Raw genomic sequence first — 15,762 nt, 5'->3', positions numbered from 1 at the left:
CAAAAAAGGCGCTGCCAGCTGGCAGCGCCTTTTTTGTTGATCAGCCGAACCGGGCTACCCCGCCCGGCTCAACGGTCGGTTATTTCATGTTGTGATAGACCATCTGCACGTCATCGTCTTCTTCGATGCGTTCGATAAGCTTCTCCACATCGGCGGCTTCTTCGTCGGTCAATTCCTTGTAATCGTTCGGAATACGCTCGAATTCGGCCTGTTTGATTTCGTAGCCTTTTTCTTCGAGAAACTTCTGGATGGAGCCGAAGGCCGTGAACTCGCCATAGATAACGAACTGCTCGCTTTCTTCGTCGAACTCGATTTCATCGCCACCCACGTCGATCAGTTCCAGTTCCAGCTCTTCCTGATCGAGCCCGGCAGCCGGAATCCGGAATACCGATTTGCGGTCGAACATAAAGTCGAGCATACCCTGTGTGCCCAGGCTACCACCCAGTTTGTTGAGGTAGCTGCGCACGTTGGCCACGGTGCGGTTGTGGTTGTCGGTAGCGGTTTCGATCACGAGCGCAATACCGTGGGGGGCATAGGCTTCGTACACGATTTCCTTATAATCCTCCTGCTCTTTGGAAGAGGCTTTTTTGATGGCCCGGTCAACGTTGTCTTTGGGCATGTTGGCGGCCTTGGCATTCTGGATAATTGCCCGCAGCCGGCCGTTGGTGTCGGGGTCGGGTCCGCCGTTTTTCACGGCAATCACGATGTCTTTACCAATACGGGTGAAGGTCTTGGCCATTTGCCCCCACCGTTTCATTTTCCGGGCTTTCCGGTATTCAAACGCGCGTCCCATGGTTGGTTGTCAGTTTTCGGTGTACTGTACTCAGTTTACCGTGTTTCGGTAGTCAGTGTATAGGGATTTGGTTGCTGGTTGATAGGGCGCGGTGGCTGCTTCGACCTCTTGAAAACCGTAAACAGGAAACCACGTACTACAAACCACAAACCTGATTTACTGGGTAATTACTTCGCTGTTCAGCACCGGCACATCGACCTGGCCCCGCAGCAGATCGGCCAGCGTGTCGCGCTCCCGGATCAGGTAGGGGTGGCCTTCGTAGACCATCACTTCGGCGGGCCGGAACCGGGCGTTGTAGGTCGAAGCCATGCTGAAACCGTAGGCACCTGCATTCTCGAACGACAGCACATCGCCCGGGCGCACTTCGGGCAGCGGCCGGTCGGTGGCAAACGTATCGGTTTCGCAGATGTAGCCAACCACGGTGTACAACTGCTCGGGCCCCGTTGGGTTCGATACGTTGCGGATGTCGTGCCACGAATCGTACATCATGGGCCGGATCAGGTGGTTGAGGCCCGAATCAACAGCGGCAAACGTGCGGCCGGGGTTTTCCTTGACCAGGTTGGTGCGCACCAGCAGGTGGCCGCATTCGCTCACCAGAAACTTGCCCGGCTCGAACCACAGCTCCAGATCGCGCCCGTAGCGCTGGCAGAACGCCTGAAAAGCCGCGCTGACCTGCCGGCCCAGATCGGCCACGTCGGTAACATGGTCGCCGGCCTTGTAGGCAACTTTAAAGCCACTGCCGAAGTCGATGAAGCGCAGCTCGGCATAATCGGCTGCCAGCTCGAACAGCACCTCGGCCCCCGCCAGAAACGCGCCGGCATTCTTGAAGTCGGATCCTGTGTGTACGTGCAGGCCCACTACGTTCAGGCCATACTGCTGCACTGTTTGCCGGATGGCGTCGCGCTGCAGAATGGAAATGCCGAATTTAGAGTCGGCGTGGCCGGTCGAAATCTTCAGGTTGCCGCCCTCGCTGATGTGCGGGTTGATGCGAATGCTGATGGGTACGTCGCTGCCGTAGTGCTGGCCCACCCAGGTCAGCAGCGGCAGGCTGTCGACGTTGAGTTGCAGACCCAGTTCGATGGCTTCACGAATTTCGTCGAACGAAACACCACTGGGCGTAAACATGATCTGTTCGGGTGTAAAGCCGGCCAGCAGTCCCATGCGGGCTTCATTGACCGATACCGAATCCATCTCGACACCCTGTTGCCGCATCAGCTTCAGAATCGACACGTTGGTCAGGGCTTTGGCTGCGTACTTGATCCGCAGATTAACACCGCTGAAGGCTGACCGGAGTTGGCCGATTTTTTCGATAATTTTGTCAGCGTCGTACACGTACAGCGGCAGGCCAAACTGGTCGGCTATGTGCAGTACGTCGACACCCTGAATCTGATAGCGGGCAGACTGACCCTGGGGCTCTTCGAGTTGCATATTCGGGAAAAACGAACCGCAAAATTACGCCTTCTTTCGCCTATGTCAAACACATACTACGGCCTCTTGCTGGGGCTGCTCCTGGCCATGCCGCCCCAGCCGGGCCAGGCGCAGACGCCGGTCACGCCATCGGCGGCACCATCGCTGCTGCAATCGGGCCCCATGGTGGGCTACTCCGACATGCGCGAGGTGATGCTGTGGGCCCAGACCAAGCAGGCTGCCCGGGTGCAGGTACGCTACCACGAAACTGGTAAGAAGGCCCCTGTTCACCTGACCAATGAAGTGCTGACGGAGGCCAAAACGGCTTTTACAGCCCACCTGCTCGCCGATCAGGTGGAACCCGGAAAGCAGTACACGTACGAGTTGTTGATCGGGGGCCGAACGGTGAGCCGGCCCTACCCGACCCAGTTCCAAACCCAGCCCCTGTGGCAGTGGCGGACCAACCCCCCGGCGTTTCGTTTCGGCGTCGGAAGCTGCACCTACGTCAACGAACCTGACACCGACCGTCCCGGCAAACCCTACGGCGGTGGCTACGAGATTTTTACCGCCCTGGCCGCCCGCAAACCCGACTTCATGCTCTGGACGGGCGACAACACATACACCCGCGAAACCGACTGGAACAGCCGCACGGGCGTGCTGCGCCGGTACACCCACACGCGGTCGCTACCCGAGATGCAGCCCCTGCTGGCCGCAGCCCATAATTACGCTATCTGGGACGATCACGACTACGGCCCCAACGATTCGGACCGGAGCTACTGGCTCAAGCCCGTCACGCGCGATGCCTTCCGGGCGTTCTGGGCCAATCCAAATTACATTTTCCCCGAGGAGGGGTGTACGGGTACGTTCATGTGGAACGACTGTCAGTTTTTTCTGCTCGACGACCGCACCTTCCGCGCCCCCGACGAGATGCCCGACGGCCCCGACAAAGCGTATTTTGGCGACAGGCAGATTCAGTGGCTGCTCGACGCGCTGCGGTTCAGCAAGGCCAGCTTCAAGTTTATCGTAACGGGGGGGCAGATCGTGAATCCAACCAAAGACTTCGAAACCTACGCGCTCTACAGCACCGAGCGCGACCGGGTGCTCAAAGCGATTGCCGATGCCCAGGTGCCGGGCGTGCTGTTCATCACCGGCGACCGCCACCACACCATCCTGCACAAGCTCGATCGGCCAGGTACGTACCCGCTCTACGACCTGACCATTTCGCCCCTGACATCGGGGCCCGCCAAACCCCGCGCCGACGAGCTGAAGCAACCCACCTACATCGACGGCACGCTGTTCACCGAGCGCAACTTTGGTCTGCTGAGCGTGAGCGGCCCCCTGAACGACCGGGTACTGTCGATTCAGGTTTGCGATCAGCGGGGTGTGCAGCAGTGGACGCGTGAACTGCGCGCCAACGATCTCAAATAGCGCCGGAGCGTTGTTCCGGCCCTTTACGTACTTTTTTATCTGACTCGATTGCGCCATGATTGTTCAGCGTTTTCCCGACCACGAAACGATGTCGCGCCAGGCGGCCGATTACCTGGTTCGGCTGATTGAGGCCAAACCCGACGCCCTGCTGTGTCTGGGTTCGGGCGACACGCCCATTGCCACCTACCGCCAGCTGGTGCTGATGGTCGATGCCGGTTTTGTCGATGTCAGTGCCTGTACGTTCGTGGGGCTCGATGAGTGGGTGGGCATGGATGCCACCGTAGCCGGTAGCTGCACCCAGTCGCTGTACCTCGAACTGTTCGACCCGCTGAATCTGCGACCGGATCAGATCCATGTCTTCAATGCCCGGGCTACCGACCTGGCGGCCGAATGCCGGCGGATGAATGCCCTGATCGACGGGCGGGGTGGTTTCGATCTGCTGCTGGTGGGCATGGGGGTCAACGGTCATATTGCGCTCAACGAACCCGGATCATCGTTTACGGCGGGCTGCCATGTATTGGAGCTGCACGAAACGACGATCAGCGTGGGGCAGAAATACTTTGCCGGACCAACCGCGCTTACGCAGGGTATCACCGTCGGGCTGCGTCACGTGAGCAGTGCCCACAACGTGATGGTGCTGGTGAGTGGTGATCGCAAGGCGGCTATTCTGAACGACGCCATTACGGGTCCCGTAACGGAGGCCGTGCCGGCCAGCCTGCTCCAGACCCACCCGCAGGCGGTGGTGATGGTCGATGCCGCTGCGGCCCGCCTGCTGCCCAATTAGGGCTTTCTGGCTGTTTGTGCGTAGTTTGGTCCCGACGCCGGTTGCCAATCCCCGCGTCTGTCTGCCGTGCCCGAGCCCACTACTGCCCCGCTGACGCCCGTTACCAGCCGCCGAACCGAGGTGCTGGCGGGCGTAGCTACCTTTCTGGCCACGATGTACATCATTGTGGTGAACCCAACCATCCTGAGCCAGGCGGGGCTGCCGTTTAGCGCCGTGCTGACCGCAACGGTGCTGCTGGCTTTTTTCTGCAGCCTCATGATGGGACTCTATGCCCGCAACCCGATTGTGGTGGCGCCGGGGATGGGGCTCAACGCATTTTTTACCTTCACGGCCGTCAAAGGCCTGGGTATCCGGCCCGAGGTGGCGCTGGGGGCCGTATTCTGGGCGGGGGTACTGTTTCTGCTGCTGTCACTCGTCAATGCGCGGTCGGCCCTGGTGCGGGTTATTCCGTTGCCGCTGCGCTATGCCGTATCGGCAGGTATCGGGCTGTTTATCACCCTGATTGGCTTCGAAAATGCCCACTTTATTGTAGCCAACCCCGCCACGCTGGTGTCGGTGGCCTCGCTCCACGACCCCATTACGCTGACGTTTATTGCTGGCCTGCTGCTGACCAGCGTGCTCATCGTGCGCGATGTGCCGGGCGCCATCATCATCGGCATCGGGCTGACAACGGCGCTGGCCTGGCCCATCGGTCGGTACTGGGGCGATGCGTCGGCGGTTAATTTCGGGCAGAAAACGCTCGTCAACCTGACCACGCTGGTAGCCGCGCCCGATTTCTCCCTACTGGGTAAACTCGACTGGCTGGGGTCGCTGCGGTGGTCGCTGGCCCCGGTTATTTTTGCGTTTGCCTTTACCGATCTGTTCGATAGTCTCTCGACCTTTGTGGGCGTCGCCGAAGCGGGCGGGCTGCAGGATGGCAACGGCGAACCCCGTAACCTGAACCGGTCGTTGCTGACCGATGCCGTGGCCACCACGCTGGCCGGCGTGCTCGGCACCAGTCCCGGCACGGCCTACATCGAATCGGCAGTAGGCATTGCCCAGGGCGGTCGCACCGGACTGACGGCCGTGGTGGCAGGCTGCTGTTTCCTGCCGTTTCTGTTTCTGTCGCCCCTGCTGGCGGCCATTCCCGCCATTGCTACGGCGCCTGCGCTGGTGCTGGTGGGTGCCTTCATGATGAAACCCATCACCCGCATCAACTGGCAGCAGCTCGACGATGCCCTGCCGGCTTTTCTGGCGCTGGTGCTTATTCCCTTCACCTATTCCATTACGCAGGGCCTGATCTGGGGTTTTCTGTCGTGGACGGTAATTAAACTGGCCGTGGGGAAACGCCACGAGGTGCCGGCGGGATTGCTGCTGGTCGATGCGTTGTGTGTGCTGGCGCTCGTGGCCGGGTACTAAGCCCGCAGCAGATGGAATCAGCCCAAAAAAAGGCCCTGTCGACGCACGTAGTCGTGCGTCGACAGGGCCTTTTTTTGGGCGCATAGTAAAGCCACGTCGACCGGGCAAACCGGCCAGCGTGCGCTGCGTGCTTAGGCGTTGGCAGGCGTGCAGAACTCGTCCAGCGCCATTTCGAGGTGCTGGGCAATCATCTGCGCCGACCGGCCCTCGATGTGGTGCCGCTCGATGAAATGAACCAGATCGCCGTCCTTGAAGATGGCAATGGCGGGCGACGATGGGGGATAGGGCAGCAGGTATTCGCGCATGCGGGCCGTAGCCTCAACATCACCACCGGCAAAAACCGTTACCAACTGGTCGGGCTTTACCGTCGAAGCCGCCAGAGCCGCCTTAACGCCCGGACGGGCCGCACCGGCTGCGCAACCGCATACCGAGTTGACCACAACAAGGGTCGTGCCTTTCTGATCGGTCATGGCCGCATCAACGTCGGCTGCCGACGTCAGTTCCTGAAAACCAACGCTGGTCAGGTCTTCCCGCATGGGAACAAGCAAATGAGGAGGATACATATTGGTTGTTAGTTGTACTAGTTGTGGTGTATGGTTTGCGGTTTTGTCTTCGAACGGTAGCTACCGACAAACGACGAACAACAATCCACAAACGCGGATTACATAAAGCCAAGTTCCAGTTTGGCCACTTCCGACATCAGTTCGGTCGAGTAGGGCGGATCGAACGTCAGCTCGACACTTACATCGGCTACTCCCTCGATGGCGCGCACCTTATCTTCGATCTCACTGGGAATGGTACCTGCCGACGGGCACGAAGGCGAGGTCAGCGTCATCAGGATATACACGTTGTTGACGGGGAAAATCTTGATGTCGTAGATCAGTCCCAGCTCATACACGTCGACCGGGATTTCGGGGTCATACACGCCTTTGAGGGCCAGAATAACCTGTTCTTTAAGTTCTGCGTCTGTCATTAGGATACGGATTTGGCCGAATACGCCCGGCCGAAGGCTTTCATACGTTCGATCATCGAAGCCAGGCCGCCGGCCCGCAGGGAGGTGATCAGGTTACCCATACCCACCCGGGGAATGAAGTACAGGTCGGCGTTGGCAATGTCTTCGGGCTTTTCGTCCGACAGCACCCGGATCAACAGGCTGATGAGCCCTTTCGAAATCTGGGCCGTGGGTTCACTGTCGCCGTAAAAGTGGAGGGTATCGCCCCGCAACTCGGCATCGACCCACACTTTCGACTGGCAACCCATAATGCGGTTTTCGTCGGTTTTGGCCGTTTCGGGCATGGGGGGCAGTTTTTTGCCCAGGTCGATAATATACTGAGTCTTGTCGAGCTGATCGTCGAACAAGTCGAACTCCTCGATAATCTCGTCCTGCTTTTCGTTTATGGTCATTGTATCCTGCGCCTTACTTCTTCTGTCACGTACCTGGAGCCGCTGCTTTGTCTGCGCCTGTCCGGCAGGCCACTGACCGCTTACAGCATCATTGTCTGAACCCGACGGATACCCTTTGTGAGCAGGTCGATTTCGTCTCTGGTATTGTAAACGGCAAACGAGGCCCGCGTAGTTCCGGCAATGCCGAAGCGCTGCATGAGGGGCTGGGTGCAGTGGTGACCCGTTCGGACGGCAATGCCCTGCTGGTCAAGGATAACGCCCATGTCCTGGTGGTGAATCCCGTCCATCACGAACGAAACGACCCCGATTTTCTCGCGGGCCTGCCCGATGATTCGCAGCCCGTCGATGGCGGCCAGCTGCTCGGTGGCGTATTCCAGCAAATCGTGTTCATGGGCGGCAATCGCGTCTTTCCCCAGCGCAGCCATGTAGTCGAGCGCCGACTTCACCGCAATTACGTCGGCAATGTTGGGCGTGCCCGCTTCAAACTTGTAGGGTATATCGTTGTAGGTCGTTTTCTCGAACGTCACCTCCCGAATCATTTCCCCGCCACCGCGGTAGGGAGCCATGGCTTCGAGCAGGGTTGTTTTGCCATACAGCACGCCCATACCAGTAGGGCCGTAGAGCTTGTGGGCCGAGAACACGTAGAAATCGGCGTCGAGGGCGCGCACATCGAGTGTCAGGTGCGAGGAAGCCTGCGCCCCGTCGATCAGCACAACCGCCCCAACCGCGTGGGCTTTGTCGATAATGGTCTTTACGGGGTTGATGGTGCCGAGCGAGTTCGACACGTGTACCACCGAAACAAATTTGGTGCGTTCAGACAGCAGCTTCTCGTACTCATCGAGTATCAGCTCGCCGGCGTCGTCGACCGGAATGACCTTCAGCACGCAGCCCCGCTCCTCGCAGAGCATCTGCCAGGGCACAATGTTGGAGTGGTGCTCCATGCCCGAAATGATAATCTCGTCGCCCGCCTGCAGAAACCGCCGGCCATACGCCTGCGCCACGAGGTTGATGCCGTCGGTGGTGCCGTAGGTGAAAATAATCTCCTGCCAGTGTTCGGCATTGAGAAACGCCTGAACAGCCCGGCGCGACGCTTCGAACGCAGCCGTCGCCTGCTCGGCCAGGTGGTGAATACCGCGGTGAATATTGGCGTTGTAGCCTTCGTAGTAATTCGTCAGGGCGTCGATCACCACGCGCGGCTTCTGGTTGGTAGCTGCGTTATCCAGATAAACCAGGGGCCGGCCGTTGATCTGCTGATCGAGTACCGGAAAGTCCTGCCGGATCTGTTGAATGTCGAGAGGGGGGGCAAAAACCGTTTGCATAAAAACAGGCTTGTGTTACTGAATAGCTAACAGGCTGTAGAGGGGAAAGGTGCAAAAAAAGCGGGGATTAACGAATTCTACCCAGAACGTCGTTAATCCCCGAAAAGTCCGGCTGATGGGTTGAATTGGCAAACCGCCCCGCCCCGACGGAGCGTATTATTTCGTCAGTTTGGCCGTCACAACACCCTGCAGGTACTCGCGGATGGGCGCAATCTTGATCTGGCTCAGCACATCCTGCGCAAAGGCGTAGAGCAACAGCGTGCGGGCTTCATCCTTTGGAATACCCCGCGACCGCATGTAGAACAGGGCTTCGTCGTTGAGCTGGCCGGTTGTCGTGCCGTGCGAACACTTCACATCGTCGGCGTAGATTTCGAGCTGCGGCTTGGTGTTCATCGACGCGTTGGGCGAGAGCACCACGTTTTTGCACGACTGGTAGGCGTTGGTTTTCTGGGCGTCGGGCCGCACGAAAATTTTGCCGTTGAAAACGCCCGTACCGCTGTCGTCCAGAATGCCTTTGTAGAGCTCGTTGCTGTACGAATTAGGCATGGCGTGATCGACCAGCGTATGGTTGTCGACATGCTGCCGGCCGTTGGGCATGTAAAGCCCATACATGAAGGCTTCGGCATGCTGCCCGTTGAGCACGATATTCAGGTTGTTGCGCACGAAGTTGCCGTTGAGCGTAATCGTAGCGGCATAAAAATGGCTGTTGTCGCGCTGGTTGACCTGCGTGGTGCCGATGTGGTAGGCCTGTTCGGTTTCGTCCTGCACTTTGTAATACTGCATCCGGGCATCGCGTTCGAGAGCGATTTCGGTGACGATGTTGACAAAGCTGCTTTGCTCGCCCAGCGTCCGGAACGATTCGGTCAGGGTAAGTTCGGCGTTCTGGCCGACCAGCACGAGGTTACGGGGCTGCGAAGCAATGTTTTTCTGGCGGGCATCGGTGATGAAGCGCAGCACAATGGGCTGCTCCACCGTGGTATTGGCGGGCACCCGAACCAGCACCCCATCGGTAGCCAGGGCCGTGTTGAGGGCGGTAAACGCCGAATCGGCGTAGTCGGCGTAGTGGGCAAAGTGCGCCCCCACGCCTTCCGGATCCTGTTTCAACGCGTCGGCCAGTGAGCTGATCTGTACCTGCGAAGCGGGACTGACGATCTGGGACAGTTCGGGGTGGTAGCGACCGTTGACAAAGTACAGGATATTACCGTCGAGGTTGGGTATTTCCAGAGCCGCCAGATCATCAGCCGTAAGCGTCGACGTCTCGTCGATGGTAAACTGTTGCTTGATCAGGTTGTTGACATTCGAGTATTTCCACTCTTCGTGCCGGATGGTGGGGAAGCCGAGCTTATCGAAAGCCTGCAGCGCCTGCCGCCGAAGCTGGTGCAGGGGCGTTTTGCTTTCACCGTTCAACCGTTCCTCACTGGTCTGAAAGGCCGTCAGCAACTGGGTCTTGAAATCGGTATACGCTGTGTAAGTAGGAGTCATTAGTTTAGTTTCCGGTTTTCAGGTAAGCATCTCCGGCTGGAATCGGGGCCAGAGGCCCGATGAGCCGGCCAAAACCGTGTACGGTTAAGCAGCCACTTCGGCTTTGATCCAGTCGTAGCCTTTTTCCTCCAGCTCGTAAGCCAGTTCTTTCGGACCCGACTTCACGATGCGTCCCTGATACAGTACGTGCACAAAATCGGGCACGATATAATCGAGCAGGCGCTGGTAGTGCGTGACCACGATGGTAGCCCGCTCCGGCGACCGCAGCTTATTGACCCCTTCGGCCACAATCCGCAGGGCGTCGATATCGAGACCCGAATCGGTTTCGTCGAGAATAGCCAGCTTTGGTTCGAGCATGGCCATCTGGAAAATCTCGTTCCGTTTCTTCTCACCCCCCGAGAAACCCTCGTTGAGCGAGCGGCTCAGCAGCGACTGATCGATGTTGACCAGCTGCATTTTCTCTTTCATCCGTTTCAGAAACTGAACGGCGTCGAGCGGCTGCTCGCCCCGGTATTTCCGAATCTCATTCATGGCCGTTTTCAGGAAGTTCGTCGTGCTGACGCCCGGAATCTCGACCGGGTACTGAAACGCCAGAAAAATGCCTTCGGCAGCCCGCTCTTCGGGCGCCATATCAAGCAGATCTTTGCCGTCGAAGAGCACACTGCCACCGGTTACCTCATAGTCTTCACGACCCGCCAATACCGAAGCCAGCGTACTTTTACCAGCACCGTTGGGACCCATAATGGCGTGAACCTCACCGGCCTTAACCTCAAGATTGAGTCCTTTTAAGATTTGTTTTTCGCCGATGGCGGCTTGTAAATTACTGATGGATAACATAATAGCTTGTAGCGTGTACGGCTGAATAAAGCCGCAAAGTTAGCAGATCCGACCGTATCTGCTTTGGTAGGCTAACAAAATAGGGGCCTTAAAAGTTGACCGCCGGCTGCCTATTTGGCGGGTCAGGGTAAAAATAAGGTTGTTTTAACACGCTTTATTGGATAATGGAACGTTAGTGCCGGCCGGTTTATACCCCGGGCCAGGGGTAGCCAAGCGTCGCCCCCCGGGCTTCTGCCGAGTTGGGCAACCGGGTTTTGGGGGCTGGCTGCGGGCAGGGTGTTGCCACGGTGAAAGCCAAAAATTGTACCTTGCCATCCCGGGTTGGCCCCTAACGGCTGGCCGGGTAGTGTATATGTCGCATGCTCAATCACTCGTAGACGAATTGCCCGCTACGCCAGCCAGGCCTGCCGCGCTGCCTATCAGCGTTTCGTCGGAAATTGGTACGCTCAAACGCCTGCTGATTCACAGCCCCGACCGGGGGCTGGGTAAAGTTGTTCCTTCCAAAGCCCAGGACTGGCTGTTCGAAGACATCGTTCATCTCGACATGATGCGTCGGGATGAGTACGATTTTTACGTCAAACTGCTGCTCTACTTTCTGGACCCCGACAAGGTGCGGGGCCGCATCGACCGCCTGGGCGACAACGAACGGGCTTTTTTCAAACCCGATCACCCCGATTATTTCCGCTCCGATAAAGTTGTCGACGTGCAGTGTCTGCTGTCGGATATCCTGGCCGACGACAGTATCCGGACCCGGCTCATCGCGGCCATCTGCGGCATCGAGCGCACCTCGTTCCGAACCCAGCAGCAGTTACGCGAATTCGATCCGGTCGAACTGGCCAAGATCATGATCTCGGGGTCGCTGCCCGACCGCACGATGCTGTTTGCGCCCCTGCCCAACTTTATTTTTACGCGCGATATCGGCATCGTCATCAACGACCACATTCTGCTCAATAAACCCGCCAAGTCGGCTCGTACCCGCGAGGCCCTGCTGGCGCAGTACATTTTTTTCAATCACCCGCTCTTTGCCGACTACCAGGATAAGATTATCGAAATCCCCGACAACGAGCACGCCTTTCTGCTGCCCGATGCCGATGTGAACCGCGACGTAACGCGGTCGACGCTGGAAGGGGGCGACGTGATGATGATTGCGCCCCGGCACCTGATCGTGGGGGTCAGTGAGCGCACCACACTCTACGCGGCCCAGCAGGTGATGCGGCTGGTATTCGAGCGCAACGTGGTCGACAAGGTGACGATTGTGAAGATTCCGAAGAAGCGCGATTATATGCACATCGACACCGTGTTTACGCAGGTAAAGCGCAACGTATGGGTGCTACTGGGATCGCTGGCCCGCACCGGCGACGAGAGCCGCAAACGCGATGTGCTCCATTTCTTCGCGCCCAAAGACATGTCGGAGGAACTGAAAATCATGCAGTTCATCAAGGGGCTGGAGCACAAGCCCATCGAGATCGAAAACCTTGAAGATTTGCTGGCCGACATCAGCCGTAACGACCTGGGCGCAACCGAGCCGGTTCGCTTTATTTATTCGGGCAACAACGAATTTCCCTTTGGTGCCCGCGAGCAGTGGACCGATTCCTGCAACCTGCTGGCGCTGAAAGACGGCGTGGTGGTGGGCTATGACCGCAACGACAAAACGGCCGAAGCGTTCCGCCAGGCGGGTTTCGACGTGGTCGGCGCGGCCGAGTTGCTGAACCGGTTCGAGCGGGGGCAGTCGGCGCCCGAAACCATCGAAAACACGTTTATCATGCTGCCGTCGGCCGAACTGAGCCGGGCGCGGGGCGGCTCGCACTGCATGAGTCTGCCGCTGCTGCGGGCAGGCAGTTAGGCGGCCGATGCCAACGAACCGCCTTTTTGCCTACTTTTAGGGCAGCGGTTCGGCCAGATCAGGTCTGGAGACGCTACTACCGATACCTCGTTTTACTTACCCTCCTATGCAATCACAGGCTACGTCAAGAATTCTTATGATTCGTCCCGTTCGGTTCGGGTTCAACGAACAAACGGCCGAATCCAACGCGTTTCAGGATATCAAACTAGCCGCGCAAACGAAAGACGTGGCGCAGGAAGATGCCCGCCGGGAGTTCGACGATATGGTTCGTCAGCTCGAGGCAGCCGGCCTGGATATCATCGTTTATGACGACACGACCGAACCCTACACGCCCGACTCCATCTTTCCGAACAACTGGGTGTCGTTTCATGCCAGCGGAACGGTAGTGCTCTACCCAATGCAGGCCGAAAACCGGCGGCTCGAACGGCGGCAGGATATTATCGACGACCTCTCGGCCCGTTTCCACGTGTCGCGCATTGTCGATCTGACCCATTTTGAGCAGGAGGGCAAATTTCTGGAAGGCACCGGTAGCATGGTGCTCGACCGCATGAGTCGCATAGCCTACGCCTGCCTGTCGCCCCGTACCGACGCCGACGTGCTGGCCGAGTTTGGCCGGCAAACCGGCTATCGCACCATTCCGTTCCGGGCGGTCGATGCCAACGGTAAGCCCGTGTACCACACCAATGTGGTGATGTGCATTGCCGATACGTTTGCCGTGGTGTGCCTGGCGGCTATCGTCGACCCCGATGAGCGGCTGATGATCCGGCAGGAACTCGAAACGGCCAACAAGCGCGTGATCGACATTTCGCTGGAGCAGATGGCCAGCTTTGCAGGAAATATGCTCCAGGTGAAAACCACGAAGGGCCAGAAGCTGCTGGTCATGTCGACCCGGGCGTTCGAGTCGCTCACGCCCAAGCAGATCGACCTGCTCGACGACTATGCAACACTCAAGCATTTCGATCTGAGTATGATCGAAGGCAACGGCGGAGGGTCGGCCCGGTGCATGATGGCCGAGGTACACCTGCCCCTGAAATAAACAGGACCGCGTCGGCCCGCTGCGCCGGACTGCATCCCGACCACGGTGTCGTTGTCAACAGCGCAGGCTGCTGACAACGACACCGTTTTTTATGTATTCTGCCTACTATGCTGATCGACTGATCGATTTTTGTATCCGTGTAAGTGGTTTATTCAGAGTACTTTGTGGGGAACGTATTCAATAGTTTAAATTCTTTTTTCTATTTTGCTTGCACATACAAGTATTGTGTGTACTTTTGTATCGCTAGTAAACAACGTACCAATGAACGTAGTAGAAGAGTGCAATGCCGGCGATCAGAAAACCGAAACCCGCTTCAGTGCCTGTTTGCTGTTTTCGGCCAACGCGCTGGCACGGGCTATCACGGCCATCGGCGACGAGGAGTTCGGCAAGTTCGGACTTTCGTATTCGCACGCTTACCTGCTCTCGGAAGTAATTAGCCGACCGGGCATTACGCCTACCGAACTAAGCGACACGCTTTACCTGACTCCGTCGACCATTACGCGGCTGGTCGAGAAGCTCGAACAGCGCCAACTGGTTCAGCGGGAGTCGGAGGGCAAGAAAACACTGGTAAAGCCCCTGCTGGCAGGACACGAACTGAAAGCAGCGATCGACGAGGCCTGGGGCCGGGTCGGTGAACGATACGCCAAGGCGATTGGCGAAGAGAACATCTGTCGGCTGACCCGACAGGTATTCGATGCGGCTCAGGCCCTGAATGGGGCCGAAGGCTGATGCCCGGCGGTTGAAGACCGCCCCCCGCGTTATTTTTTTTGCATGTGCAAACAACTAAACCACAACAAACATGAACACTGAACTCGACACCACCGGTACGCTCCACGGCATCTGCGATGAACTGAACCGCACGCTCTGCCGCTCGACCAGCAAAGAACGGGGCAACACAGCGGCCCGTCAGGCCGACACCACACTGACTGATCTGACCGACGAAGCGGGTAACTGGTCGGGCCAGCCCGGGCAGGATCTGTTTTTTAACGGCTGGAAGCTCCTGTTTTAAATCACCAGTATATCGGAAAAACGCCTTACACACAAAGCCATGCATTACGCCATTACGGGGTCGACAGGGCATACAGCCAGACCCATCACCGAAGGGTTGTTAAAAGCCGGGCATACCGTTACCGTTATCACCAGCCGGGCTGAGCAGGCGCCGGTGATCGAAGCCATGGGGGCAAAAGCCGCGGTGGGCCGGGTTGATGATGCCGATTTTCTGACCACGGCCTTCGCGGGTGCCGATGCTGCTTACCTGCTGATTCCGGGCGTGCCCAACCCGACCGACTGGCGGGCGGCTCAGAACCAGATCATTGATCAGTACATTAAAGCCGTCACGGCCAATGAGATTCAGTTCGTGGTGCTGCTGAGCAGCATCGGTGCTGATCTGGGACAGGGTACGGGCCCGGTCGATGGGTTGTACGATGCCGAGCAGAAACTGGCCGCCGTGCCGGGCCTGAACAGCAAATTTCTGCGGCCGTCGTACTTTATGTATAACCTGCTGAGTATGGCCGGCATGCTGAAACACATGGGCAGCCTGGGCAGTAATTTCGGCGCCGATTCGGTGGTGCTGACCCATACCGACGACATAGCGGCTGTTGCCTTGCGCGAACTGATGAACCTCGATTTTACGGGTCATCAGGTGCGCTACATTGCCAGCACCGAACATACTGGTGCCGAGATTGCCCGGATTCTGGGAACGGCCGTAGGTAAACCCGATGCGCAGTGGCTGGTTTTCTCCGATGAGCAGACCAAACAGGCTTTGCAGCAGGCGGGCCTCAACGAGGTTATGGCGCAGGGTTACATGGAATTGGGCCATGCATTGCGCACTGGTAGCATGCAGGCCGATTTTCTGGCCAATCGGCCGCCTTATGGCTCGCACACGCTGGAGCAGTTTGCTCAACATGAATTTGCGGCTGCCTACTCGGCTGCCTGATTGCATTATTGATTCGCCCCCGTATGGTAACTGCTGGTTCTGGAGAGCCCGCTGGTTGCGGTGCGGGGGCGAAAACCTATCTACTGTATGACGCG

The 15,762-nt window shown here is 58.1% G+C and carries 16 protein-coding genes; 8 read left to right on the top strand and 8 right to left on the bottom strand.

Annotated elements, in window-relative coordinates; genetic code table 11:
- Positions 1–79: 79 nt before the first annotated feature.
- Together ACYVAC_RS01170 and lysA are read right to left on the bottom strand one after the other, a co-directional pair.
- Positions 80–793, bottom strand: a complete 714-nt coding sequence (locus ACYVAC_RS01170; RefSeq protein ID WP_461095711.1) for a YebC/PmpR family DNA-binding transcriptional regulator — start codon at positions 791–793, stop codon at positions 80–82.
- 156 nt (positions 794–949) lie between these two features.
- On the bottom strand, positions 950–2,221 hold the full coding sequence (gene lysA / locus ACYVAC_RS01165) for a diaminopimelate decarboxylase (protein WP_461095710.1): 1,272 nt from the start codon (positions 2,219–2,221) through the stop codon (positions 950–952).
- Positions 2,222–2,263: 42 nt separating this feature from the next.
- On the opposite strand from lysA, the gene ACYVAC_RS01160 reads away from it, so the two are divergent.
- From ACYVAC_RS01160 to ACYVAC_RS01150, 3 genes are all read left to right on the top strand, one after another.
- Positions 2,264–3,628: an alkaline phosphatase D family protein gene (locus ACYVAC_RS01160; protein WP_461095709.1), complete on the top strand. Its 1,365-nt coding sequence runs from the start codon at positions 2,264–2,266 to the stop codon at positions 3,626–3,628.
- A 55-nt stretch (positions 3,629–3,683) separates the two neighbouring features.
- Positions 3,684–4,412 (top strand): glucosamine-6-phosphate deaminase, encoded by a 729-nt coding sequence (locus tag ACYVAC_RS01155; protein WP_461095708.1) that lies wholly within the window; start codon positions 3,684–3,686, stop codon positions 4,410–4,412.
- 66 nt (positions 4,413–4,478) lie between these two features.
- Entirely contained in the window at positions 4,479–5,810 is a 1,332-nt protein-coding gene (locus tag ACYVAC_RS01150; protein ID WP_461095707.1) for an NCS2 family permease, read from the top strand.
- Positions 5,811–5,941: 131 nt separating this feature from the next.
- Here the strand turns inward: ACYVAC_RS01150 and ACYVAC_RS01145 are convergent, their stop codons facing one another.
- The 6 genes from ACYVAC_RS01145 to sufC all read right to left on the bottom strand — a co-directional run bounded on the left by ACYVAC_RS01145 (position 5,942) and on the right by sufC (position 10,852).
- Complete coding sequence (locus tag ACYVAC_RS01145) at positions 5,942–6,373, bottom strand: BrxA/BrxB family bacilliredoxin (protein WP_461095706.1); 432 nt, start codon at positions 6,371–6,373, stop codon at positions 5,942–5,944.
- 98 nt (positions 6,374–6,471) lie between these two features.
- Positions 6,472–6,783: a DUF59 domain-containing protein gene (locus ACYVAC_RS01140; protein ID WP_461095705.1), complete on the bottom strand. Its 312-nt coding sequence runs from the start codon at positions 6,781–6,783 to the stop codon at positions 6,472–6,474.
- The gene (locus ACYVAC_RS01135) at positions 6,783–7,214 is read right to left on the bottom strand and encodes a SufE family protein (protein ID WP_461095704.1); all 432 of its coding nucleotides are present in this window, start codon (positions 7,212–7,214) and stop codon (positions 6,783–6,785) included. The genes ACYVAC_RS01140 and ACYVAC_RS01135 overlap by 1 nt, the downstream gene beginning before the upstream one ends.
- Before the next feature lie 80 nt (positions 7,215–7,294).
- Positions 7,295–8,533 carry a SufS family cysteine desulfurase gene (locus tag ACYVAC_RS01130; RefSeq protein WP_461095703.1) on the bottom strand — a complete coding sequence of 413 codons (1,239 nt, stop codon included), beginning with the start codon at positions 8,531–8,533 and terminating at the stop codon, positions 7,295–7,297.
- Positions 8,534–8,689: 156 nt separating this feature from the next.
- The gene (gene sufD, locus ACYVAC_RS01125) at positions 8,690–10,015 is read right to left on the bottom strand and encodes a Fe-S cluster assembly protein SufD (RefSeq protein WP_461095702.1); all 1,326 of its coding nucleotides are present in this window, start codon (positions 10,013–10,015) and stop codon (positions 8,690–8,692) included.
- A gap of 84 nt (positions 10,016–10,099) precedes the next feature.
- On the bottom strand, positions 10,100–10,852 hold the full coding sequence (gene sufC, locus ACYVAC_RS01120) for a Fe-S cluster assembly ATPase SufC (protein WP_461095701.1): 753 nt from the start codon (positions 10,850–10,852) through the stop codon (positions 10,100–10,102).
- A 382-nt stretch (positions 10,853–11,234) separates the two neighbouring features.
- Between sufC and ACYVAC_RS01115 the strand changes: the two genes are divergently transcribed.
- From ACYVAC_RS01115 to ACYVAC_RS01095, 5 genes are all read left to right on the top strand, one after another.
- Positions 11,235–12,695: an arginine deiminase family protein gene (locus ACYVAC_RS01115; protein WP_461095700.1), complete on the top strand. Its 1,461-nt coding sequence runs from the start codon at positions 11,235–11,237 to the stop codon at positions 12,693–12,695.
- Positions 12,696–12,801: 106 nt separating this feature from the next.
- Positions 12,802–13,731: a citrulline utilization hydrolase CtlX gene (ctlX, locus tag ACYVAC_RS01110; protein WP_461095699.1), complete on the top strand. Its 930-nt coding sequence runs from the start codon at positions 12,802–12,804 to the stop codon at positions 13,729–13,731.
- Positions 13,732–13,992: 261 nt separating this feature from the next.
- Positions 13,993–14,460: a MarR family winged helix-turn-helix transcriptional regulator gene (locus tag ACYVAC_RS01105; protein WP_461095698.1), complete on the top strand. Its 468-nt coding sequence runs from the start codon at positions 13,993–13,995 to the stop codon at positions 14,458–14,460.
- 70 nt (positions 14,461–14,530) lie between these two features.
- Positions 14,531–14,740, top strand: coding sequence for a hypothetical protein (locus ACYVAC_RS01100; protein WP_461095697.1), 210 nt, complete (start codon positions 14,531–14,533; stop codon positions 14,738–14,740).
- 39 nt (positions 14,741–14,779) lie between these two features.
- Entirely contained in the window at positions 14,780–15,667 is an 888-nt protein-coding gene (locus ACYVAC_RS01095; RefSeq protein WP_461095696.1) for an NAD(P)H-binding protein, read from the top strand.
- The last annotated feature ends 95 nt before the right edge of the window (positions 15,668–15,762 follow it).

Source organism: Spirosoma luteolum, from assembly GCF_054778875.1.
The sequence above is the reverse complement of the archived record's forward strand: the minus strand, read 5'-3'. Positions and strand labels throughout refer to the sequence as shown.

Excerpts from the sequence above, each read along its gene's own strand:
- ACYVAC_RS01160 (WP_461095709.1), top strand. The coding sequence starts at position 2,264 with ATGTCAAACACATACTACGGCCTCTTGCTGGGGCTGCTCCTGGCCATG.
- ACYVAC_RS01130 (WP_461095703.1), bottom strand. The coding sequence starts at position 8,533 with ATGCAAACGGTTTTTGCCCCCCCTCTCGACATTCAACAGATCCGGCAG.
- ACYVAC_RS01105 (WP_461095698.1), top strand. The coding sequence starts at position 13,993 with ATGAACGTAGTAGAAGAGTGCAATGCCGGCGATCAGAAAACCGAAACC.
- lysA (WP_461095710.1), bottom strand. The coding sequence starts at position 2,221 with ATGCAACTCGAAGAGCCCCAGGGTCAGTCTGCCCGCTATCAGATTCAG.
- ACYVAC_RS01135 (WP_461095704.1), bottom strand. The coding sequence starts at position 7,214 with ATGACCATAAACGAAAAGCAGGACGAGATTATCGAGGAGTTCGACTTG.
- ctlX (WP_461095699.1), top strand. The coding sequence starts at position 12,802 with ATGCAATCACAGGCTACGTCAAGAATTCTTATGATTCGTCCCGTTCGG.
- sufD (WP_461095702.1), bottom strand. The coding sequence starts at position 10,015 with ATGACTCCTACTTACACAGCGTATACCGATTTCAAGACCCAGTTGCTG.
- ACYVAC_RS01170 (WP_461095711.1), bottom strand. The coding sequence starts at position 793 with ATGGGACGCGCGTTTGAATACCGGAAAGCCCGGAAAATGAAACGGTGG.
- ACYVAC_RS01100 (WP_461095697.1), top strand. The coding sequence starts at position 14,531 with ATGAACACTGAACTCGACACCACCGGTACGCTCCACGGCATCTGCGAT.
- sufC (WP_461095701.1), bottom strand. The coding sequence starts at position 10,852 with ATGTTATCCATCAGTAATTTACAAGCCGCCATCGGCGAAAAACAAATC.
- ACYVAC_RS01095 (WP_461095696.1), top strand. The coding sequence starts at position 14,780 with ATGCATTACGCCATTACGGGGTCGACAGGGCATACAGCCAGACCCATC.
- ACYVAC_RS01155 (WP_461095708.1), top strand. The coding sequence starts at position 3,684 with ATGATTGTTCAGCGTTTTCCCGACCACGAAACGATGTCGCGCCAGGCG.
- ACYVAC_RS01145 (WP_461095706.1), bottom strand. The coding sequence starts at position 6,373 with ATGTATCCTCCTCATTTGCTTGTTCCCATGCGGGAAGACCTGACCAGC.
- ACYVAC_RS01140 (WP_461095705.1), bottom strand. The coding sequence starts at position 6,783 with ATGACAGACGCAGAACTTAAAGAACAGGTTATTCTGGCCCTCAAAGGC.